This window comes from Nostoc sp. FACHB-110, from assembly GCF_014697425.1.
In the GTDB taxonomy this organism is placed as follows: Bacteria; Cyanobacteriota; Cyanobacteriia; order Cyanobacteriales; family Nostocaceae; genus Nostoc_B.
The window spans coordinates 16,169-41,336 of record NZ_JACJRU010000001.1; the positions used below are offsets into that span (position 1 = coordinate 16,169).

Annotated in this window: 2 protein-coding genes; both read left to right on the forward strand. The window is 42.3% G+C overall.

Going from position 1 to position 25,168, the window contains the following annotated elements; all coding sequences use genetic code 11:
• Positions 1-295 precede the first annotated feature (295 nt).
• The gene (locus H6G69_RS00045; RefSeq protein ID WP_199335631.1) at positions 296-9,946 is read left to right on the forward strand and encodes a non-ribosomal peptide synthetase; all 9,651 of its coding nucleotides are present in this window, start codon (positions 296-298) and stop codon (positions 9,944-9,946) included.
• A complete protein-coding gene (locus H6G69_RS00050) occupies positions 9,943-25,017 on the forward strand; it encodes a non-ribosomal peptide synthetase (protein ID WP_190680309.1) in 15,075 nt (5,024 codons plus the stop codon). The genes H6G69_RS00045 and H6G69_RS00050 overlap by 4 nt, the downstream gene beginning before the upstream one ends.
• Positions 25,018-25,168 lie beyond the last annotated feature (151 nt).

A 25,168-nucleotide genomic window follows, 5' to 3' on the forward strand; every position in this document is an offset into this window, starting at 1 on the left:
TTGAATAACTAAAATTATCTGACTAATATGTTGATTTTTTTTTAAATAAAAAAGTATAATATTATTGAAGATTGCTATTTTTTATACTAGAAAGTGTCATGTATTGTCAGCAATATCAGATTTATTATTGCTGTATATAATAAAGTGAATCAAAAAATAACTTTATAGTTATAAATTAAAATAAAACACTGAAAAAATGTTATTTGAGTTTATTTATTGAATTGATAATAAGTATAAATTCCAAAAAAGATTAATTATTAATTGATTACCATTGGGGTTGATGAGAGTAGATTTTATGAATTTAACAGAGCTTCTAGAAAACATTTCAGCTAATAATATTGAATTATGGGTCGATGAAGATAAACTTTACTACGAATTTCCCGAAAATTCTCCACCTATTGATTTATTAGAAAAAATTAAAAAAGCTGAACCAGAAATTATCAAAATCTTATCTCAAAATACTAATCAGGCTGTAAATTATCCCCTCTCCCACGGTCAGAAAGCACTTTGGTTTTTATATCAATTAGCACCAGGTAATACTACTTATAATGCTTTGTATGCAGCAAAATTAGCTGCAAATCTAGACATTCCCGCCTTAAAACAAGCAGCACAAGCTTTAGTTGCAAGGCATCCAGGTTTAAGAACTACTTTTGCCAGCATTAATAGTGAACCTGTGCAAATAGTTCACGAATTTCAGCAAGTTGACTTTACTATCCAAGAAGCTTTTGATTTGAGCCAAGATGAAATAAGAAACTGGCTGTCAGAAAAAAGCGTAGACGCGTTCGCGCAGCGTCTCGTAGAGAAGCGGCTTGTCGTCAGACATCGCCCTTTAAATTTAGAACAAGGGCCAGTATTACGCTTTGATTTATTAATTAACCATGTTGAGGCTAATAAACTACCCAAAAAAGAACATATTCTCTTAATTACCCTACATCAGATAGTAGGAGATTTGCGTTCATTAGAAATCATCGCCAGTGAACTCGAAACTTTATATCACGCCATCGCCCAAGGTAAAATAGCGCAACTATCACCACACAACTATCAATATCAAGATTACGTCAAATCTTCAGAGGAAATGCTCGCCAGTTCCCAGGGAGAAAATTTGTGGACTTATTGGCAGCAAAAGCTATCTGGTGAGTTGCCCTTGCTAAACTTACCAACAGATAGACCAAGACCTCAGATTCAAACCTATAATGGTGCTTCCCGCTTTTTTACTATTGAAGAAGAACTGGGGCAAAAGCTCACAGAATTAGCGAATAAAGAACGTGTATCGCTAGATATTCTTTTATTAACAGCATTACAAATATTATTACTACGTTATACCAATCAAGAAGATATTTTAATTGGCTATCCGACGGTAAATCGGAACCGCACAGAATGGGAAAATATTGTCGGCTACTTTAGTAATCCTGTGGTTTTGCGAGGAGATTTATCAGGAAAACCAACTTTTCAAGAGTTATTGGAGCGATCGCACTCCTGTATATTAGAAGCCATAGACCATCAAGATTATCCCTTTTCTTTATTAGTAGAGCAACTACAACCTGTCCGCAACCTCAGTTTTTCGCCACTTTACCAAGTAGCCTTTGTCTGGAATCAGTCTCAACAAAGAAGCGATGGTTTGATTGTGGAATCATTGATTCCAGAGTCAAAAGGAGCCGCCTGTGATTTAACCCTAAATATTCTAGAGGAGACTGGCTCACTCAAGGGTACATGGAATTACAACACCGACTTATTTGATAGCAACACAATTGAACGAATGATGGGGCATTTTGTCACCCTCCTTGAGGCAATTGTGGCAAATCCCCAGCAACGAATTGACCAGTTACCTTTGTTGACAGAATTTGAGCAACAACAATTGTTAGTTGACTGGAATCAGACAGCAATAGATTATCCCCAAGATAAATGTATCCATCAGTTATTTGAGGAGCAAGTAGAACAGACACCTGATGCTGTCGCTGTGGTGTTTGATAACCAACAACTCACATACCGTGAATTAAACAGCCACGCTAATAGATTGGCTCATTACTTGCAATCTTTGGATGTCAAACCCGATACCTTAGTAGGGATTTGTGTAGAGCGTTCCTTAGAAATGGTGGTGGGATTATTGGGGATTCTCAAAGCGGGTGGGGCTTATGTGCCACTTGATCCTGAGTATCCAAGCGATCGCCTGAGCTATATGCTAGATGATACACAAGTTGAGATACTGCTGACACAACAGAAACTACTAGATAAACTACCTGCAACAAAAGCAAAACTAGTTTTTCTAGATGAAATAGAGTCATATATTAGTCAAAATAACCAAGAAAACCCCGCAAGTGAAGTCACCGCTTCTCATCTAGCGAATGTAATTTATACTTCCGGTTCAACAGGTAAACCTAAAGGCGTAATGGTTGAACATCGGGGATTAGTTAACCTAGCTCAAGCACAAATTCACGCATTTGGTGTAAATTCTGCTAGTCGAGTTCTCCAGTTTGCCTCCTTCAGTTTTGATGCCTGCATATCCGAAATTTTGATGGCGTTGGGTTCTGGGGCAAGACTTTACTTAGGAGCAAAAGACGCGCTGATGCCGGGTGCGCCTTTGATAGAACGATTCAAAAATGATGGTATTACCCACGTCACCCTAGCACCATCAGCATTGGCAGTCATGGCAGTAGAACAACTGCCAACATGGCCAACAATCATCGTTGCCGGAGAAGCCTGTCCGCTTGAACTGATGCAACAATGGTCTGTAGACAGAAACTTCTTTAACGCTTACGGCCCCACAGAAGCGAGTGTTTGTGCCACAATTGCCAAATGTCAGCCAGAGGACGAAAAAGTTACCATTGGTCGTCCCATTGCCAACACGCAGATATACATTTTAGACTCGCACTTACAGCCAGTACCAGTTGGTGTACCGGGAGAACTGCACATAGGCGGAGCCGGTTTAGCAAGAGGCTACCTCAACCGCGCCGAACTAACTCAAGAAAAATTTATCCCCAACCCCTTCAGTGAAAGCAGAGGTACAGAGGTGCAGGGGCGAAGGGGAGAAGAACGCCTCTACAAAACAGGAGACTTAGCCCGCTATCTACCTGACGGAAACATTGAATACTTGGGACGTATCGACAACCAAGTAAAAATCCGGGGATTTCGCATCGAACTAGGCGAAATCGAAGCAATTCTTAACCAACACCAAGATGTGCAAACATCATGTGTTATTGCCCGTGAAGATACACCAGGAAACACTCGTACTGAGCCTGTCCTGAGCGTAGCCGAAGGGCGGAGTCGAAGTAAACGCCTAGTAGCCTACATAGTACCGCAGCCACAGACAAAACCCACAGTTAGCGAACTGCGTAGCTTCCTCAAAGAAAGACTACCAGATTATATGGTTCCGAGTGCTTATGCCATCCTCGAATCCTTCCCCCTCACCCCCAATGGTAAAATTGATCGTCGCGCCCTACCGCAACCAGAAGCCCGCACCGGAATTGAAACCGACATAGTGCTACCACGCACGCCAATTGAAGAAAAACTAGCCCAAATTTGGACGCAAGTATTAAGAATCGAGGCAATAGGTATCCACGATAACTTCTTTGAACTCGGTGGAGATTCTATCCTCAGCATTCAAATTATCAGCCGCGCCAAACTTGCTGGCATAGAACTGACTGTCAAACAACTATTTGCCAACCCCACCATTGCCCAACTAGCCACAGTTGCCACTCCCACCAAAGCTAACTCAATACAACAAGGATTAGTTACAGGCACATCACCTCTCACGCCAATTCAACATTGGTTTTTTGAGCAGAACTTAGTCCAAAATCACCACTTTAATCAATCATTTCTCCTGGCTGTGCCATCCGACCTTAATTTAGAAATACTAGAGCAAGCATGGCAGCAATTAATTATTCATCATGATGCATTAAGGCTGAGATTCACTCAAACAGATAGCACTTGGCAACAAAATCATGCCAACCCAACAGATAAAATTACAATCTCGCGTGTTGACCTATCGCCAGTTCCCGAATCAGAGATAGAAACCTTCATTGAAAGCACAGCCAATGAACTACAAGCGAGTTTAAATCTGTCAGAAAATCTCGTACAAATAGCATTTTTCTGGCTGGGTATTGACAAAAAAGCACGCTTACTCATCGTGATTCACCACCTAGTAGTTGATGGTGTTTCCTGGCGGATATTGTTAGAAGATGTGCAGACTGCTTACCAAAAACTCAGCCAAGGCAGCACAGTTGAACTACCAGCCAAAACCACATCATTCAAAGATTGGGCGCAACAACTCACAGAATATGCCCAGTCAGCAGTGATGAAATCAGAATTAGATTATTGGTTGAGTGTAGGTTGCGATCGCCTTAACTCTATTCCTGTAGACTATACCCAAGGAGCCAACATCACCGCATCGGCTAAAACATTCACAGTTTCTTTAGCTGAAGCCGCAACCCAAGCACTGTTGCAAGATGTTCCCAAAGCTTACAAAACTCAAATAAACGATATCTTACTCACAGCGTTAGCCTTGGTATTGAGGAGATGGACTAACCAAAAATCGGTTTTATTTAACTTAGAAGGACATGGGCGGGAAGAGATTATTGATGGTGTAGATTTATCCCGCACAGTAGGTTGGTTTACAACGATTTTCCCAGTGGTAATTGATTTAGAAAATACCAATGATTTAGGTGAGGTTATAAAATCGGTCAAGGAACAATTACGAGGTATTCCCAACAAAGGAATCGGCTATGGCTTGTTACGTTATTTGAGCCAAGAAGCAGAAATCACTACTCAATTGCAGGCTTTACCCCAAGCCCAAATTAGCTTTAATTATCTTGGTCAATTCGATCAAGTTGTGAATACATCCTCTCTGTTGCAGCCAGCAAGTGAGTCTACGGGACACATCCACGGTTTGCAGAACAACCGCGCTCATCTGCTAGATATAAATAGCATGATTACCGGGGAACGGTTGCAAATAGAGTGGACTTACAGCAGCAATTTCCACCAAGACATTACAATTGAAACTCTGGCACAAGAATTTGTACAAACATTGCAGCAGCTAATTGCTCATTGTTTATCGCCAGAGAATGGAGGTTATACCCCTTCAGATTTCCCATTAGCCAAGCTCAATCAGCCAGGACTAGACCGACTTTTAGCTAGTTCAACATCTAACTGGCAAAACATTGAAGATATTTATCCCCTTTCTGGTGTACAACAGGGGATGCTGTTTGAAAGTTTGTATGCACCAGACTCAGGAGTATATTTTCAACAGTGGATCTGCACTGTCAATGGTCAGTTGAACGTGCCAGCATTTGAGCAAGCTTGGCAGCAAGTAGTAGCAAGACATTCCATCTTGCGGACGGCTTTTGTGTGGGAAGAATTGACTCAGCCACTACAAATAGTGTACCGCCAAGTGGATGTTCAGTTACAAACCCACGATTGGCAAAAGCTATCTGCACAACAGCAACAACAGCAATTAGAGCAACTTTTACAGTCACAGCGACAACAAGGTTTCCAACTGTCGCAAGCACCATTGATGCGCCTGTGTCTCATTCAATTAAGTGCAGACAGTTATCAATTTATCTTCAATCACCATCACTTATTACTTGATGGTTGGTCAATGCCATTGTTGCTGCAAGACTTGTTGCAGTTATATAGAGCAAATACTCAAGGTGAAACTTTATCGTTACAACCAATTCTGGGCTATCGCAACTATATTGCTTGGCTACAGCAACAAGACTTAACCCAAGCTCAAGAGTTTTGGCGGCAGAAGTTGGCTGGTTTTAGCGCGCCTACTCCTTTGGTTGTCGATAAACCATTATCAATGCAGGAGCAGCAACGCTCTGCCTATAGCGAACAACAAATCCAATTCACAACAACAGCCACAGCAGAGTTACAGACTTCTGCACGGCAACATCAGTTGACAGTGAATAATTTAGTACAGGCAGCTTGGGCAATATTACTATGTCGCTATAGCCAAGAAACTGATGTGGTGTTTGGTGCAACTGTGTCGGCTCGTCCACCAGCGATTTTCGGCATTGAGTCGATGGTGGGGATATTCATCAACACCTTGCCAGTGCGAGTTCAAGTGTCGGAAGATACTCAAGTCTTAGCTTTGTTGAAGGAATTACAGGCACAACAGATAGAGTCTGAGCCATTTTCTTATAGCTCATTGGCAGAAATTCAAGGGCTGAGTGATGTTCCCAGAGGAAAGTCACTGTTTGAGAGCATTGTTGTCTTTGAGAATTATCCTATTGATGAAGCTGTGCAACAAAACAAATACAGTTTCTCCCTAGACAATATTCATGCTATTGAACAAACTAATTATCCTCTGACGCTGGTAGTTGTTCCTGGCGAGCAATTGTTAGTAAAAATTAACTACGATACTAGCCGATTTGATGATGCCGTCATTACTCGCTTGTTAGGGCATTTCCAAACATTACTTGAGAAAATTGTTGCTCACCCAGAAGAACAGATTTGGCAATTGCCAATGCTGACACAACCTGAGCAACGGCAATTATTAATAGAGTGGAATGATACAGCCGTAGATTATCCCCTTGATAAATGTATTCATCAATTATTTGAGGAGCAGGTAGAGCGCACACCCGATGCAGTAGCAGTGGTGTTTGATCATCAACAATTGACTTACCAAGAGTTGAATACTCGTGCTAACCAATTGGCAAATTATCTGCAAACTTTGGGTGTAAAACCCGATGTCATGGTGGGGATATGTGTAGAACGTTCCTTAGAAATGGTAGTCGGATTATTGGGGATTCTCAAAGCGGGTGGGGCTTACGTACCGCTTGATCCTGAGTATCCGATTGAACGCTTGAGCTTCATGTTAGAAGATGCGGCAGTTCCAGTACTGCTGACACAAAAGCATCTACTGGAAAGACTACCCCAACATCAAGCGCAGGTTATATGCTTAGATACTGATTGGAATTCTATTTCTCAGTTCAGCCAAAATGAAGGTTTAGCGCAATCAAAGGTAGGTATCGCCTCTCTACAACCAACTAACTTGGCTTATGTAATTTATACTTCTGGTTCGACTGGCAAGCCCAAAGGCGCAATGAATACCCACGGAGGTATTTGCAATCGCCTGCTGTGGATGCAACAAGCTTATCAATTAACAACAGAAGATTGCATTTTACAGAAAACTCCTTTTAGTTTTGATGTTTCAGTTTGGGAATTCTTCTGGCCATTGCTCACAGGAGCGCGTTTAGTTTTGGCTAAACCAGGTGGACATAAAGATAGTGCTTACTTGGTGAACCTCATCCAACAACAGCAGGTTACTACATTACATTTTGTCCCTTCTATGCTCCAAGCTTTCGTAGAAGAAGAAACTGTAAAAAATTGCACTAGTTTAAAACGAGTTATCTGTAGTGGCGAAGCTTTGCCTTGGGAACTGCAACAACGCTTTTTTACACTTTTAGAGTGCGAATTGCACAATCTCTACGGGCCTACCGAAGCGGCGATTGATGTTACTTACTGGCAGTGCGAAGCAGATACTGATCTCAAAATAGTACCGATTGGTCGTCCCATTGCCAACACGCAGATATACATATTAGACTCGCAATTACAACCAGTACCAATAGGAGTACCAGGAGAACTTCACATTGGCGGAATAGGACTAGCGCGAGGATACCTAAACCGCAGTGAATTAACACAAGAAAAATTCATCCCCAATCCATTAGGAGTACCAGGAGAACTTCACATTGGCGGAATAGGACTAGCGCGAGGATACCTAAACCGCAGTGAATTAACACAAGAAAAATTCATCCCCAATCCATTTGAAAGATGCAGGGAGCAGGGAGCAGGGAGCAGGGGGATAACTCACAACGGGCTAAACGCCCCGCTACCGCTAACAGCACTGTTATATAAAACAGGAGATTTAGCCCGTTATTTACCTGACGGTAATATAGAATACTTGGGACGTATTGACAACCAAGTAAAAATCCGGGGATTCCGCATCGAGTTAGGCGAAATCGAAGCCACCCTCAACCAACACCAAGACGTGCAAACATCATGTGTTATTGCCCGTGAAGATACACCAGGAAACACTCGTACTGAGCCTGTCCTGAGCGTAGCCGAAGGGCGGAGTCGAAGTAAACGCCTAGTAGCCTACATAGTACCCCAACCAGAGACAAAACCCACAGTTAGCGAACTGCGTAGCTTCCTCAAAGAAAGACTACCAGATTATATGGTTCCGAGTGCTTATGCCATCCTCGAATCCTTCCCCCTCACCCCCAACGGCAAAATTGATCGCCGCGCCCTACCGCAACCAGAAGCCCGCACCGGAATTGAAACCGACATCGTGCTACCACGCACGCCAATTGAAGAAAAACTAGCCCAAATTTGGACGCAAGTATTAAGAATCGAGCAAATAGGTATTTACGATAACTTCTTTGAACTCGGTGGAGATTCTATCCTCAGCATTCAAATTATCAGCCGCGCCAAAATAGCTGGGATAGAACTGACAGTCAAACAATTATTTGCCAACCCCACCATTGCCCAACTAGCCACAGTTGCCACTCCCAGCAAAGCAACCTCAACACAACAAGGATTAGTTACAGGCACATCACCTCTCACACCAATTCAACATTGGTTTTTTGAGCAGAATTTACCCCAAAGACACCACTTCAATCAATCATTTCTCCTGGCTGTGCCATCTGACCTCAACATTGAAATCTTAGAGCAAGCATGGCAGCAAATAGTTCTTCATCATGATGCTTTAAGGCTGAGATTCACTCAAACAGATAGCACTTGGCAGCAAAATCATACTGACCACACAAATAACATTCAAATTCAGCGTTTTGACTTATCACAAATTGCTGATTCAGAAGTAGAAACTGCCATAGAAAGTATAGCAAATCAGATACAAGCGAGTTTAAATCTGTCAGAAAATCTCGTAAAAGTAGCATTTTTCTCGTTAGGAATTGACAAACAAGCACGCTTACTCATCGTGATTCACCACCTCGTAATAGACGGTGTTTCCTGGCGCATATTGTTAGAAGATTTGCAGACTGCTTACCAGCAACTATCTGAAGGTCAGAAAGTGCAACTACCAGCAAAAACCACATCTTTCAAAGATTGGGCGCAACAGTTAACGCAATACGCCAACTCAGAAGTTCTAAATTCAGAATTAGATTATTGGTTGAGTGTACGTTATGAAAGTGTTGAGTCTATTCCCATAGATTACACTCAAGGAGTAAACATCACCGCATCAGCTAAGACATTAACAGTCTCATTAGACGAAACCCAAACCCAAGCACTGCTGCAAGATGTTCCTAAAGCTTATAAAACACAAATTAACGATATCTTACTCACAGCTTTAGCTTTGGTATTGAATAGATGGACTGATGCGGATTCAGTGTTATTCAATTTAGAAGGACATGGGCGAGAAGAGATTATTGATGGTGCAGATTTATCCCGCACAGTTGGTTGGTTTACAACGATTTTCCCAGTGATAATTGAGTTGGGAAATACAGATGATTTAGGTACGCTAATAAAATCAATCAAAGAACAATTACGCTCAATTCCCAACAAAGGAATTGGCTATGGCTTGTTGCGTTATTTGAGCCAAGATGCAGAAATATCTGCTCAATTGCAAGCTTTCCCCCAGGCAGAAATTAGCTTCAATTATCTTGGTCAATTTGATCAACTCCTTGATGAATCTTCTTGGTTGCAACCAGCTAATGAATCTAGTGGCAACACAGATAGTTTAAAAGGTCAGCGTCCTCATTTGCTAGATGTTAATGCCATGATTTATAACGAACAACTACAAATAGAGTGGACTTATAGCAGTAATATCCATCAACAGGAAACCATTGAAGATGTTGCTCAAGAATTTATCGAAATTTTGCAAGAAATAATTGCTCATTGTGTATCACAAGAAAATACAAAGTTTACACCTACAGATTTCCCTTTAATTAACTTTAATCAATTAGAAATCGATCAAATATTACAAAATCTATGACACTAGAACTTAACACAACTAACCGTCAAAATATTGAAGATATTTATCCTTTATCTCCTATGCAAGAGGGGATGCTGTTTGAAAGTTTGTATTCTCCAGATTCAGGGGCATATTTTCAGCAGTTTATTGGCACTTTGACGGGAAACATAAATGTAAAAATTTTTGAAAAAGCTTGGCAGCAGTTAGTAGATAAGCATTCCATCTTCCGTACAGCTTTTGTGTGGGAGTCTTTAAGCCAGGCGATTCAAGTAGTGTATCGAAAAATCAATGTTACCGTCGATACATACAACTGGCAGGAGTTATCTGCACAAGAACAGCAACAGCAATTAGGAACTTTTCTGGAGGCTGAAAGACAAAAGGGTTTCCAACTGTCGCAAGCACCATTAATGCGCCTACATCTGATTCAGTTAGAAGAAAATACTTATCAATTTGTTTGGTGTTATCATCATTTATTACTTGATGGCTGGTCGTCACCTTTAGTGTTCAAAGACCTGTTAGATTTTTATCAAGCAATTTCTCAAGGTGAAAGATTATCTCACACTCCTACTTTCAGCTACCGCAACTACATTGCTTGGTTACAGCAACAGGATCGAGATTTAGCAGCCAAATTTTGGCGACAAAAGCTCCAAGGTTTTACTACACCAACACCATTAACAGTAGATAAACCATTGTCAATGAGATCGCAGCAGTATTCAGGCGATCGCGAACAGCAGATTCACTTAACTGCATCAGCCACATCAGCAGTAGTCTCTTTTGTCAAGCAGCATCAATTGACACTAAATAATTTAGTACAGGTGACTTGGGGATTGTTACTGTCTCGCTACAGCCAAGAAACAAATGTGGTTTTTGGTGCAACTGTGTCTGGTCGTCCACCAGAACTTGCTGGTGTAGAGTCGATGGTGGGGTTATTTATCAATACTTTGCCAGTGCGGGTGCAAATCTCCGAGAACACCCAATTGCTGGGTTTGTTGAAGGATTTACAGGCGCAACAGGTGGAGTCTGAGCAATTTTCCTATAGCTCATTGATAGAAATTCAGGGGCTAAGTGATGTCCCCAGAGGAATACCTTTGTTCGAGAGTATTGTTGTTTTTGAGAACTATCCTGTTGATAGTGCTGTTCTACAAACCAATAGCGATTTTGCTATCTCGAATATTCGGGCGATCGAACAAACAAATTATCCCCTGGCGCTTGTAGTTGCCCCTGGTGAGCAATTGTTACTGAAGGTGATGTACGATGCTAATCGATTTGAGCATGGAACGATTAGCAGGATGCTTGGTCATTTTGTGACCTTGTTAGAGGCAATTGTTGCTAATCCTGATCGGCAAATTTTCCAGTTACCAATACTTACAGAATCGGAACAGCAACAATTATTAGTCCAATGGAACGATACAGGGGTAGATTACGCCTGTAATAAGTGTATTCATCAATTGTTTGAGGAGCAGGTTCAGCATACACCCGATGCTGTCGCGGTGGTGTTTGAGAATCAACAACTGACTTACCACCAGTTAAATTGTCGTGCTAACTCTTTGGCACATTACTTACAGTCTTTGGGAGTAAAACCAGATGTATTAGTGGGGATATGTGTAGAACGCTCCCTAGAAATGGTAGTAGCAATACTGGCAATTCTCAAGGCAGGTGGAGCTTATGTACCAATTGACCCAGTGTATCCCCAAGAGCGTTTGAGCTTTATGTTAGAAGATGCGGCTGTTGGAGTGCTGTTAACCCAACAGCAATTAGTCGAATCTCTGCCCAAACATCAGGCACGTATCATCTGCTTAGACAGCGATTGGGAAGAAATTGCTCAAAACAACTCCTCAAACCTGAAAAACAGCCCAACACCCAATAACCTAGCTTATGTAATTTACACTTCAGGTTCTACAGGTAAACCCAAAGGGGTTTTAGTCAACCACTCCAATGTAGTACGGCTGTTTGCGGCCACAGACTCTTGGTATAACTTTAAATCTCAAGACGTATGGACATTGTTCCACTCTTATGCATTCGACTTTTCCGTGTGGGAAATTTGGGGCGCGTTGCTGTATGGTGGACGACTGGTGGTAGTGCCATACTTGGTGACTCGATCACCTGAATCTTTCTACCAATTATTATGTCAAGAAAAAATCACAATTCTCAATCAAACACCTTCTGCTTTCCGCCAGTTAATTCAAGCCGAACAGTCAATTACAAATGCTGGTGATTTGAACTTACGCCTAGTAATTTTCGGTGGAGAAGCTTTAGAAATCAAGAGTTTACAGCCTTGGTTTGAGCGTCACGGGGACACTTCACCTCAATTAGTGAATATGTACGGTATTACAGAAACCACCGTACACGTTACCTATCGTCCCTTGAGCAAAGCCGATTTAAATCACACAACCAGTGTCATCGGTCGTCCCATACCAGACTTACAAGTTTATGTACTGGATGAATATCAACAACCAGTTCCGATTGGCGTTCCTGGCGAGATGTATGTTGGTGGGGAAGGTGTAGCGTGTGGTTATCTTAATCGTCCCGAACTGACACAACAAAGGTTTATCTCTAACCCGTTTAGCAATCAAGCTCAAGCGCAACTATATAAAACAGGGGATAAAGCGCGTTACTTACCCAATGGCGAGTTAGAGTATTTAGGACGAATTGACCATCAAGTTAAACTGCGGGGCTTCCGCATTGAATTAGGAGAAATTGAGGCGGCACTGACACAACACGAGGCTGTGGGGGAAACTGTAGTCATCGTCAGAGAAGACGAGCCTGACAATAAGCGTTTGGTAGCATATATTGTCCCCAATCGAGATTATGCCTTCCCAGTTCTACAATTACTTCGTTTGAAAAATCAAGGTCTGCTGAATGAAGAGTTACTCTATGAGTTGCCCAATGGCATGATGATTGCCCATTTAAATAAAAACGAAACAGAGTTCGTCTACAAGGAACTGTGGGAGGAAGAGACTTATTTAAAACATGGTATCACCATCAATGAAGGGGATTGCATCTTTGACGTGGGTGCCAATATTGGGATGTTCACACTCTTTGTCGGGCAACTACGTAAGGATGTCTCGATTTACGCCTTTGAGCCAATTCCACCTGTTTTTGACTTACTACGCATAAATGCCCAGAGCTATGGCTTAAATGTGAAGCTATTTAATCTTGGCCTTTCTAGGGAAACAAAGAGTGATACCTTTACATATTATCCTCAAGTTTCCGTTATTTCCGGGCGCTTTGCTGATACCGAGCAAGAGCGCGAAGTCATCAAATCCTTTTTGCTTAAACAACAAAGTACTGTAGCAAATGAGACAGTATTATCTAGTCAAGCAATTGATGAACTGCTAACAGAAAGATTGCAGAGTCAACAATTCACTTGCCACTTAAGAACAATTTCTGATGTGATAAGTGAGCATAGCGTTGAGAAGATTGATTTGCTAAAAATCGATGTGGAGAAAAGTGAACGGGATGTGCTGTCTGGCATCCAGCCACAAGATTGGCAAAAGATTCAGCAGATAGTTGTAGAGGTTCATAACATTAATGGCACGTTGGAGGAGATTGCCACCCTGTTAAAAGAACATGGATACGACCTAACTATTGAGCAGGATACTTTACTAGAAAATACTGCACTCTACAATATTTATGCCAGACGACCATCTATAAACCAGTACCTTCCAGAAGAGCCTGGTAGCAGTATAGTTAGTGATTGTGTAAAACCGACCTGGAGTAATTCGAGTTCATTAGTCAGTGACGTTCGCAGTTTCCTACAAAAGAAGCTACCTGAATATATGGTACCCCAGGCTTTTGTGCTGCTGGAGTCCTTGCCTCTAACACAAAATGGCAAAGTAGACCGTCGTGCTTTGCCAGCACCAGAATTAGAGAGAACAGTGCGAGAAAAATTTGTTGCCCCACGCACAGCAGTTGAAGAAATTCTCGTACAAATTTGGGTACAAGTTCTGAAAGTAGAACCTGTGGGTATTAATGATAATTTTTTTGAACTTGGAGGACATTCACTGTTAGCAACGCAATTAGTTTCACGTATTCGCAACATTTTCAAAGTGGAACTAGCATTACGTCAATTTTTTGCTGCCCCTACAGTAACTGAATTGGCGGCTCTAATTGGGCAATTACAGCAACAAGACTCAGAACTAGCTGCACCACCCATCATAAAACGATCAGCAAATGCAGAAATACCACTGTCATTCGCACAGCAGCGTTTGTGGTTTTTAGACCAATTTGCACCAAATAGTTCCTTCTACAACATCCCCATAGGTTTGCGCTTAGTGGGAAGTGTGAATACTTCTGCTTTAGAACAGAGCTTCCAAGAAATTATTCATCGCCACGAAGCATTACGTACTAATTTTGTTGTCGTTGATGGGCAACCAAGACAAATTATTAGGGAATGGACTTGGGGTAATGAGGTTAGGGGAATATTATCAATTGTTGACTTGCAAAATTTATCCGTAACAGAGCAAGAAACTGCTGCACAGCAGTTAGCAAAACAACAAGCAATTCAACCTTTTGATTTAGCGAATGATGCTTTAATCAGAGCAACATTAGTATTACTTTCTGATACAGAGCAGTGGTTATTAGTCTGTATGCACCATGTTGTCAGCGATGGCTGGTCAATGGGTGTATTTGTTGATGAATTAACTGCGCTATACAATGCCTATGCTCAGGGTAAATCGTCGCCTTTGCCACCACTAACAATTCAGTATGCAGACTTCGCTGTTTGGCAAAGACAATGGTTGCAAGGTGAAGTACTCAATAGCCAATTGAGTTACTGGAAACAACAGTTGGCGGATGCACCAACCTTTTTGCCATTACCCACAGATAGACCTAGACCTGCGGTGCAGACATTCAATGGTGCATATAAAAAGTTTGCCTTGTCTGTGGAGTTGACCCAAAAGTTGGAAAAACTCAGTCAACAGCAAGGGGTAACTTTGTTTATGACGTTGTTGGCGATATATAATACCCTACTTTATCGCTACACTGGGCAAGAAGATATATTAGTAGGGACACCAATTGCTAACCGCGATCGCTCCGACATAGAGACACTAATTGGCTTTTTTGTCAACACTTTAGTCATGCGGACTAATTTGGCAGAAAACCCCACCTTTAACGAATTACTCCCGCGCATTCGAGAAACAGCACTGTCGGCTTATGCTCATCAAGATTTGCCCTTGGAAATGTTGGTGGAAGCATTGCAGCCAGAACGGGATATGAGCCATACACCACTATTCCAAGTGATGTTCAGTCTCCAGAATACGCCTGTATCGGAATTTGAGTTGAGTGGGTTAAGTGTGAGTTTATTACCCAGCGAAATTTCTACTGCCAAGTTCGATATGACTTTAGTGATGGAGAACTCTGCGACTGGACTAATAGGCTGGTGGGAGTATAACACTGACTTGTTTGATAGCACCACTATCGAACGGATGATGGGTCATTTTGTCACATTGCTTGAGGCAATTGTGACAAATCCCCAAGAAAAAATTTCGCAATTGCCAATGTTGACTGCTTCTGAGCAACAACAGTTATTACTTGAGTGGAATGATACTAAATCTCTCTATCCAGCTGATAAATGTATTCATCAATTATTTGAGGAGCAGGTGACGCTGACACCCGATGCGATAGCAGTAGTGTTTGGCAATCAACAATTGACATACCAGGAATTAAATCATCGTGCGAACTCCTTAGCAAATTACTTGCTTGATTTGGGTGTAACAGCAGATACCTTAGTAGGAATATGTGTAGAACGTTCCTTAGAAATGGTCGTGGGACTATTGGGTATTCTCAAGGCTGGTGGTGCTTATGTGCCAATTGACAGTGAGTATCCAACTGAGCGTTTGGCTTTCATGCTCGATGATACTCAGCTATCAGTAATATTGACGCAAGAAAAATTAATTAATAGGCTGGGCGAAAACCTCCGGTGCGGCTTTGCTAAACGCACAATCCAAATCATTAGCTTAGACTCAAACTGGGATACCATCTCTCAAAAACCACAATACAACCCGACTAGCAACACCAAAGCGCAAAACTTAGCTTATGTGATGTACACCAGTGGTTCAACAGGGAAACCCAAAGGTGTAAGCATTATCCATCAAGGTGTAGTGCGATTAGTCAAACAAAATCACTATGTCAGCTTTAGTGAAAAAGAAGTCTTTCTTCAAGTTGCGCCTATTGCCTTCGACGCAGCCACTTTTGAAATTTGGGGAGCGTTACTGAACGGTGCAAAACTAATTATTTACCCCGCCACCACCCCAACAATTGATCAACTAGGAAAAGTTATTGAGCAACATCAAGTAACCACCCTTTGGCTAACGGCGGGTTTATTTCATCTCATGGTGGATGAAAATATTCATGCTTTCCAACCCTTACGCCAACTCATCGCCGGTGGTGACGTTTTATCTGTTTCCCATGTCCAGAAATTTCTGCAAACTGTAGAAAATTGCCGACTAATTAATGGTTACGGCCCAACAGAAAATACAACTTTTACTTGCTGTTATCCCATTCCTGACTCACTGAGTCCTGATGTCTCCGTTCCCATTGGTCGTCCCATTACCAATACTCAGGTTTACATTTTAGATCAAAATCTGCAACCATTACCAATTGGTGTACCCGGAGAATTACATATTGGTGGTGCAGGGTTAGCAAGGGGTTATTTTAACCGCCAGGAGTTAACACAAGAGAAATTTATCCCCAATCCTTTTGACAAGTCAAAACTCAAGAGTCGAAAGACAAAATTATATAAAACAGGGGATTTAGTACGCTATCTCAGTGATGGCAACATTCAATACTTAGGACGCATAGATAATCAAGTCAAAATTCGCGGCTTCCGCATTGAACTGGGCGAAATCGAAGCCCTGTTGAGTCAACATAGTCATGTACAAGCAAGTTGCGTCATCCTGCGCGAAGATACCCCAGGCGATAAACGTTTAGTTGCTTACGTAGTAGCCCATCCAGAATCGACACCGACAGTTGGCGAACTCCGTCAATTTGTCAAGTCCAAGCTGCCAGAGTACATGATACCCAACGCCTTTGTTATTCTAGGCTCCTTACCACTCACAGCTAACGGCAAAGTAGACCGTCGCGCATTACCCGCACCAGATTTATACAACAGTTCCGATACATATATTGCCCCACGTAACCCCAGAGAAGAACTGTTAGCACAAATTTGGGCGCAACTGCTGAAAGTAGAGCTTGTAGGGATTAATGATAATTTCTTTGAACTAGGTGGACATTCCCTACTCGCAACGCAATTAGTCTCACGTATTCGCAACATTTTCCAAGTAGAGCTACCATTGCGGGAATTTTTTGCCCAAGCGACAGTAGGCGAGTTGGCGCATCTAATTGAGCAATTACAGCAACAAGACTCAGCCCTGGTTGCACCACCTATTGTCCAACGGGGAGAGAATGCAGAACTCAGCCTCTCATTTGCTCAACAGCGATTATGGTTTTTAGACCAGTTTGAGTCAAACAGTTCCTTCTACAATATCCCCTTCGGGTTGCGCTTAGTGGGAACTCTGAATGTCAGCACCTTAGAACAAAGTTTCCGGGAAATTATTCAACGCCATGAAGCATTACGGACTAACTTTGTTAGTGTTGATGGGCAGCCAAGACAGATTATTCAATTAGAACCCTATTGGCAACTTACAGTAGTTGACTTGCAGCATTTACCCTTAAAAGAAAAAGAAGCAACTGCACAGGAATTAGTGCAGCAACAAGCCATTAAGCCGTTTGACTTAGCCGATGGTGCATTAATCAGAGCAACATTATTAGTGCTGTCTGATACAGAACATTGGTTGAATGTATCTATGCACCACATTGTTTCTGATGGCTGGTCAATGGGTGTGTTTTCTCAAGAGTTAGTCGCACTGTACAATGCTTATTCTCAAGGTCAAGAGTCACCATTAGCGCCACTGTCAATTCAGTATGCAGATTTTGCTCTGTGGCAAAGACAATGGTTGCAAGGTGAGGTACTGCAAAGTCAATTGAGTTACTGGGAACAACAACTCAAAGATGCACCCACTTTATTATCCTTACCCACAGACCGACCCAGACCTGCGGTGCAGACTTACAATGGGTCAAGTCAAGAGTTCGCCCTGACTCTGGAACTAACTCATCAGTTGACAAAACTCAGCCAAGAGCAAGGTGTGACTTTGTTCATGACGCTGTTGGCTGCATACAATACCTTGCTTTATCGCTACACTGGGCAAGAAGATATATTAGTGGGTTCGCCAATTGCTAACCGCGATCGCTCCGAGATAGAAGGGTTAATTGGCTTTTTTGTCAATACCTTAGTTTTGCGAACTGACTTAGCAGGGAACCCCAGCTTTAACGAATTACTCAGCCGTGTGCGTGACGTGGCAATGGCGGCATACTCTCATCAGAATTTGCCATTTGAAATGCTGGTGGAAGCATTACAGCCAGAACGGGATCTCAGCCATACACCACTATTTCAAGTCATGTTTGCCCTCCAGAATGCGCCCGCATCTGAATTAGAGCTAACTGGACTCAATGTCAGTCCATTGCCAGTAAAACTGACAACTTCCAGATTTGATTTAACTTTAATCATGGAAAACAGCCCAACAGGGCTGATGGGGTTGTGGGAATACAGCACCGACTTGTTTGATGCTAGTACCATTGAGCGCATGACAAGTCATTTGGTGACGTTGCTAGAAGGCATTGTAGCTAACCCAGAACAGCAAATTTCCCAATTGCCCCTGCTGACACAACCGGAACAACAAAAATTACTGGTCGAGTGGAACGATACAAAGGTTGATTATCCTCTACATAAGTGCCTTTATCAGCTGTTTGAGGAGCAAGTAGAACTGATACCCGATGCCATAGCAGTAGAATTTGTAGACGCAGATATCACAGTTGATGCCATAAGTCAACAACTGACATACAGTGAATTAAACAACCGCGCTAATCAGTTGGCGCATCACTTGCGGTCTTTGGGTGTCAAACCCGATACCTTGGTCGGTTTGTATCTAGAGCGTTCTTTAGAGATGGTCGTCGGACTGTTGGCGATTCTCAAAGCTGGGGCTGCTTATGTACCTCTTGACCCAAAATATCCCACAGAGCGTTTGCGCTTTATCTTAGAAGATACGCAAGCGCAAGTGTTGTTAACAGTGCAGTCACTTCTTGACCGACTGCCGCCAAATCAAGCACAGCTTGTTTGTTTAGATACTGATGCTGAATTAATCTCTCAGTACAGCCAAGACAATCTCATCTCCGGTGTCCAAGCCAATAACTTAACTTACATAATTTACACCTCTGGTTCTACAGGACAACCGAAAGGTATAGCTATGAATCAGCTGGCCTTGAGCAATCTGATATTATGGCATCGGGACAATCTGAAAATTGCCAGTGGAGCCAAAACCCTGCAATTTGCTTCCATTAACTTTGATGTCTCCTGCCAAGAAATCTTCTCTACTTGGTGTTCTGGCGGTACATTGTTCGTCATTGCTGAGGAATTACGTCACGATACAAGAGCTTTGTTAGGTCTTCTCCAAGAAAAAGCCATTCAAAGAATATTTGTCCCCGTTGTCTTGCTCACGCAACTAGCGGAAGTGGCTGTTAGTAATGAGTTAGTCAATACTCATTTGCAGGAAATCATTACGGCTGGGGAACAGTTACAGATTACCCCTACTATTTCTCAGTGGCTAAGTCAGCTAAATGACTGTACTCTGCACAATCATTACGGGCCATCAGAAACCCATTTAGCCACCAGTTTTACTCTACCTGATTCAGTAGATACTTGGCCAGCCCTGCCTTCGATTGGTCGTCCCATTGCCAACACCCAAATTTACATCCTCGATCAGTATTTACAGCCTGTACCCGTGGGTGTAGCAGGGGAATTGCACATCGGCGGTGTTTCCTTGGCGCGAGGCTACCTCAACCGACCAGAATTAACCCAAGAAAAATTTATTCCCAATCCTTTTGATGAGGCAGGGAGCAGGGGGCAGGGAGCAGGGAGCAAGAATATAATTCAGCACGGGCTGAACGCCCCGCTACCGCTAACAGCACTTTTATACAAAACAGGGGATTTAGCGCGGTATTTAGCAGATGGCAACATAGAATACTTGGGACGCATCGATAATCAAGTAAAAATACGCGGCTTCCGCATTGAGTTAGGCGAAATCGAAGCAGTATTGAACCAATATGAATCTGTAAAAGCCAATTGTGTCATCCTCCGCGAAGATACTCCAGGGAATAAACGCCTAGTGGCTTATATCGTTCCTCAACCACAGACAACACCTAAAGTTAGCGAACTGCGCGAGTTCCTTTCCTCCAAGCTACCAGAATATATGGTTCCTGCGGCGATCGTCATCTTGGATGCCCTACCTTTGACCCCCAATGGCAAAGTCAACCGTCTCGCCTTACCCGCACCAGAACCAAGTAGTGAATTATTAGCTCAATATGTCGCGCCACGCACTCCAATTGAGGAAATTTTGGCACAAATTTGGCAACAAGTCCTGAAAGTCGAGCGTGTGGGCAGACATGATAACTTCTTTGAGCTAGGAGGACATTCACTGCTAGCAACGCAACTGGTTTCACGCATTCGCAGTAATTTCCAAGTTGAACTACCTCTGCAAAGCTTATTTGCTGCACCAACAATTGCTCAATTGTCGCCACATATTCAAAGCTGGCAGCAACAAGACTTAACTTTAGCTGCACCACCTATCCTACCGAGGGCAGAGAATGGGGAATTACCACTTTCTTATGCTCAACAGCGTTTGTGGTTTTTAGATAAGTTCGAGCCGAACAGCGCTTCATACAATATTCCTGTTGCTTTGCGGTTAGTGGGAACTGTGAATGTTGCTGTTTTAGAAAAAAGCTTGGGGGAAATTATTCATCGCCACGAAGCATTACGCACTAACTTTGTTACCGTTGATGGGCAGGCAAGACAAGTTATTCAAATAGAACCAAATTGGTCACTTGCAGTTGTTGATTTGCAGCATTTACCGATAAAAGAACAAAAAACGGCTGCACAGGAATTAGTGCAACAACAAGCAAATCAACCTTTTGACTTAGCCCAGGAAGCATTAATCAGAGCGACATTATTGGTGCTTTCTGATACAGAGCATTGGTTAATAATATGTATGCACCATATTGTCAGTGATGGCTGGTCAATGGGTGTGTTTGTTGATGAATTAACAACGCTGTACAATGCTTATTCTCAGGGTGAAAAGTCTCCCTTGTTGCCTCTGGCAATTCAGTATGCAGATTTTGCCCTGTGGCAAAGAGAATGGTTGCAAGGCGAGGTACTCAATAGTCAGTTGGGTTACTGGAAACAACAATTAGCTGATGCACCCAAGTTCTTACCGTTACCGACAGATAGACCAAGACCAGCCCAGAAGACTTTCAATGGCGCACATCTGGAGTTTAGGCTTTCTGTTGAGTTAACCCAGAAGTTGGAAAAACTGAGTCAACAACAAGGGGTAACTTTGTTTATGACTTTGTTGGCGGCGTATAATACCCTGCTTTATCGCTACACTGGGCAAGAAGATATTTTAGTAGGGACACCAATTGCTAACCGCGATCGCCAAGAGATAGAAGGGTTAATTGGCTTTTTTGTCAATACCTTAGTTATGCGAACTAACTTGGCAGGAAACCCCAGCTTTAGCGAATTATTACCCCACATTCGGGAAACCGCACTGTCGGCTTACGCTCATCAAGATTTGCCCTTTGAAATGTTGGTGGAAGCATTGCAGCCAGAACGAGACATGAGCCATACACCGCTATTCCAAGTGATGTTTGTGCTGCAAAATACTCCCACATCGCAATTCGACTTGACTGGGTTAACTATTAGTGACTTACCCATTGCAACTTCCACCGTCAAGTTTGATTTAACTTTAGTGATGGAGAAAACTGCAACGGGATTAATAGGATGGTGGCAATATAACACTGACTTGTTTGATAGCAGCACCATTTCACGGATGCAGGGGCATTTTGTCACACTGCTAGAAGCTATTGTAACTAATCCTAGCGATCGCATTTCCCAATTGCCCATACTCACAGCAACTGAGCAACAACAGTTATTAATTGACTGGAATGATACAGCAGTAGATTACCCCCAACATAAATGTATCCATCAATTATTTGAGGAGCAAGTGGAACAGACACCCGATACAGTGGCGGTGGTGTTTGTAGACGAGCGCAGCGAGGCTTCTCGGAGAGTAAATCAACAATTGACTTACCGCGAATTAAATAGTCGTGCGAATGGGTTAGCACATTATCTACAAACTCTAGGCGTGAAACCAGATACGCTGGTGGGGATTTGCGTTGAACGTTCCTTAGAAATGGTGGTGGGACTTTTAGGTATTCTCAAAGCGGGTGGTGCATATCTACCACTTGACCCTGAATATCCCCAAGAGCGATTGAGCTTTATGCTTGATGATTCTCAAGTTGAGATACTGCTAACCCAGGAGAAATTAGTAGATAAATTACCCGCTAATCAAGCAAAACTAGTCTTTATCGATAATATCTGGGCAAAAATTGACCAGAAAAATCAAAAAAATCCTGTTAGTGAAGTCACCCCATCTCATCTAGCAAATCTTATTTACACCAGTGGTTCTACAGGTAAACCTAAAGGTGTGATGGTTGAACATAAAGGACTGGTAAACCTAGCTCAAGCGCAAATTCAAGCTTTTGGTGTAGATTCTGCTAGTCGAGTTCTCCAGTTTGCTTCCTTCAGTTTTGATGCTTGTATATGGGAAATCTTGATGGCTTGGGCATCAGGAGGAACACTCTATCTAGAAACAAAAGACTCAATCATACCGGGTACACCGTTAATCGAGCGATTACGCGACAATGGCATTACCCATGTCACCCTGCCACCTTCGGCATTAGCAGTCCTACCTGATGAAGAACTGCCATCACTGCAAACAATCATCGTTGCAGGTGAAGCTTGTCCGGCTGAATTGATCAAAACTTGGTCTGTTGGCAGAAACTTTATCAATGCTTATGGGCCGACAGAAGCAAGCGTCTGCGCCACAACTGCTAAATGTACGCCAGCAGATGAAAAAGTTACCATTGGTCGTCCCATTGCCAACGCCCAAATTTACATTTTAGACTCGCAATTACAACCAGTACCGATTGGTATACCAGGAGAACTACATATTGGTGGCGCGGGTGTAGCACGAGGCTATCTCAACCGTCCTGAGTTAACACAAGAAAAATTTATCCCGAATCCTTTTGAGGAGGTAGGAGGACATTCTTCTACTCAGAAGTCAGCACTTTTATACAAAACAGGGGACTTAGCAAGGTATTTAGCAGATGGCAACATTGAATACTTAGGACGCATTGACAATCAAGTAAAAATTAGAGGTTTCCGTATTGAATTGGCTGAAATTGATGCCATACTGAGTCAGCATCCCGGTGTTAGGGAAAGTGTGGTCATCGCCAGAGAAGATATCCCAGGAGAAAAACGCTTAGTGGCTTATTTTGCGCCACATCTGGGACAAACTCTCACTACCAATGAGCTACGGATTTTCTTGCAAGAGAAATTACCACAGTATATGCTTCCAAGTGCCTTTGTGAGCCTAGAGTCTTTACCATTAAGCCCTAATGGTAAGGTAGACCGCAAAGCTTTACCTATGCCTGATGCTCAAAATACTCAGTTGGCGGGGAGTTTTGTAGCACCACGTACTTATGTAGAAAAGGTATTAGCGGATATTTGGGCTGATGTACTGCATCTAGAACAGGTGGGTGTGTTTGATAATTTCTTTGATTTAGGAGGTCATTCCCTAACAACGATTCGGGTGATGTCTCAGGTAAATGAGATTTTCCAGATGCAGTTACCGTTGCGCCACTTATTTACTGCACCAACTGTAGCTGAATTGGCTCAAACTATAGAATCTACTTCTAGAACAGATTCTACTGCTCGTGCCGATGAAATTACTCCCTTAAATTTACAGGCGGAAGTTGTCTTAGACGAGACAATTCAACTGGGAAATTTAGTTTACCAACCTGTAAGTGAACCAAAGGCAATTCTGCTCACAGGTGCAACAGGCTTTGTCGGTGCTTTTTTGCTGGCGGAATTATTACAACAAACTCAAGCAGATATCTATTGTTTGGTGCGTGGTGCTAATTTGACCGCAGGAAAACAACGCCTGGAAGAAACCCTCAAAGCTAGTTTAGTCTGGGAGGAATCTTTCAATTCACGAATTATTCCAGTGTTGGGAGATTTATCTCAACCGCTTTTGGGTCTTGATGATGAACAGTTTCACCTGATGGCTAAGAACATTGACTGGATTTACCATAATGGTGCTTTAGTCAATAACATTTATCCATACGCTTTATTTAAAGCTGCAAATGTGCGCGGAACTGAGGAAGTCTTGCGATTAGCTAGCCAAGTCAAAATTAAGCCTGTACATTTCGTTTCTACTTTGAGTGTATTTAACTCAGATGAGTATTTCAAATTAGGGATGGTTGCAGAAAACGATCCCCTAGAACACTATCAAGGACTACTAGGTGGCTATACCCAAAGTAAATGGGTGGCAGAAAAGATTATGATGATGGCAGGCGATCGCGGTTTACCTTGCAGTATCTACAGGCTTGGTAGAGTCACATGGCACAGTCAAAGCGGCGTTTGGAATGAAAATGACCTGTTTTACAGATTCATCAAAGGCTGTATTCAACTCAAGTGTGCGCCAGAAATGGATAGCATGACAGAAATTACACCTGTAGACTATGTAGCCAAAGCATTAGTCCACCTATCGCAGCAACCAGAATCTTTGGGTAAAGCTTTTCATTTAGTTAACTCTAATTCTGCATCTTGGAGCCAGTTAATAAACTGTATCCACTCTTTAGGTTATCCATTGCAACAACTTTCCTATGAAGCTTGGCAAGCTGAATTAATGCGTCATACCCAAATTTCGAGTGATAACGCCTTGTATTCATTTGTATCTTTAGCAGGAGAAAATACATCTTCAAATTCCCAAGCAAAAGCAACATCTAGTTTAAAATTTGATTGCCAAAACACACTGAATGGAATTGCTAATAGCGCAATTCGCTGGTCAGAAGTTAATGAGCAATTGCTCCAAGCTTTCTTTGCTAATTTGAGCCAAGAAATTCTGCCCAAAGAAAAATAATTGCTGCTTTTCTCATGACAATTTATAGCTTATAGATAGTAGTAAGGGCGCACAATTGTGCGCCCTTATGTCAATTTTCTGTAAATATAAAATATAGCAGTAGAAACATTAACGGCAAAAAACTGACCATACCGAGTTCCAACTCAAAAAT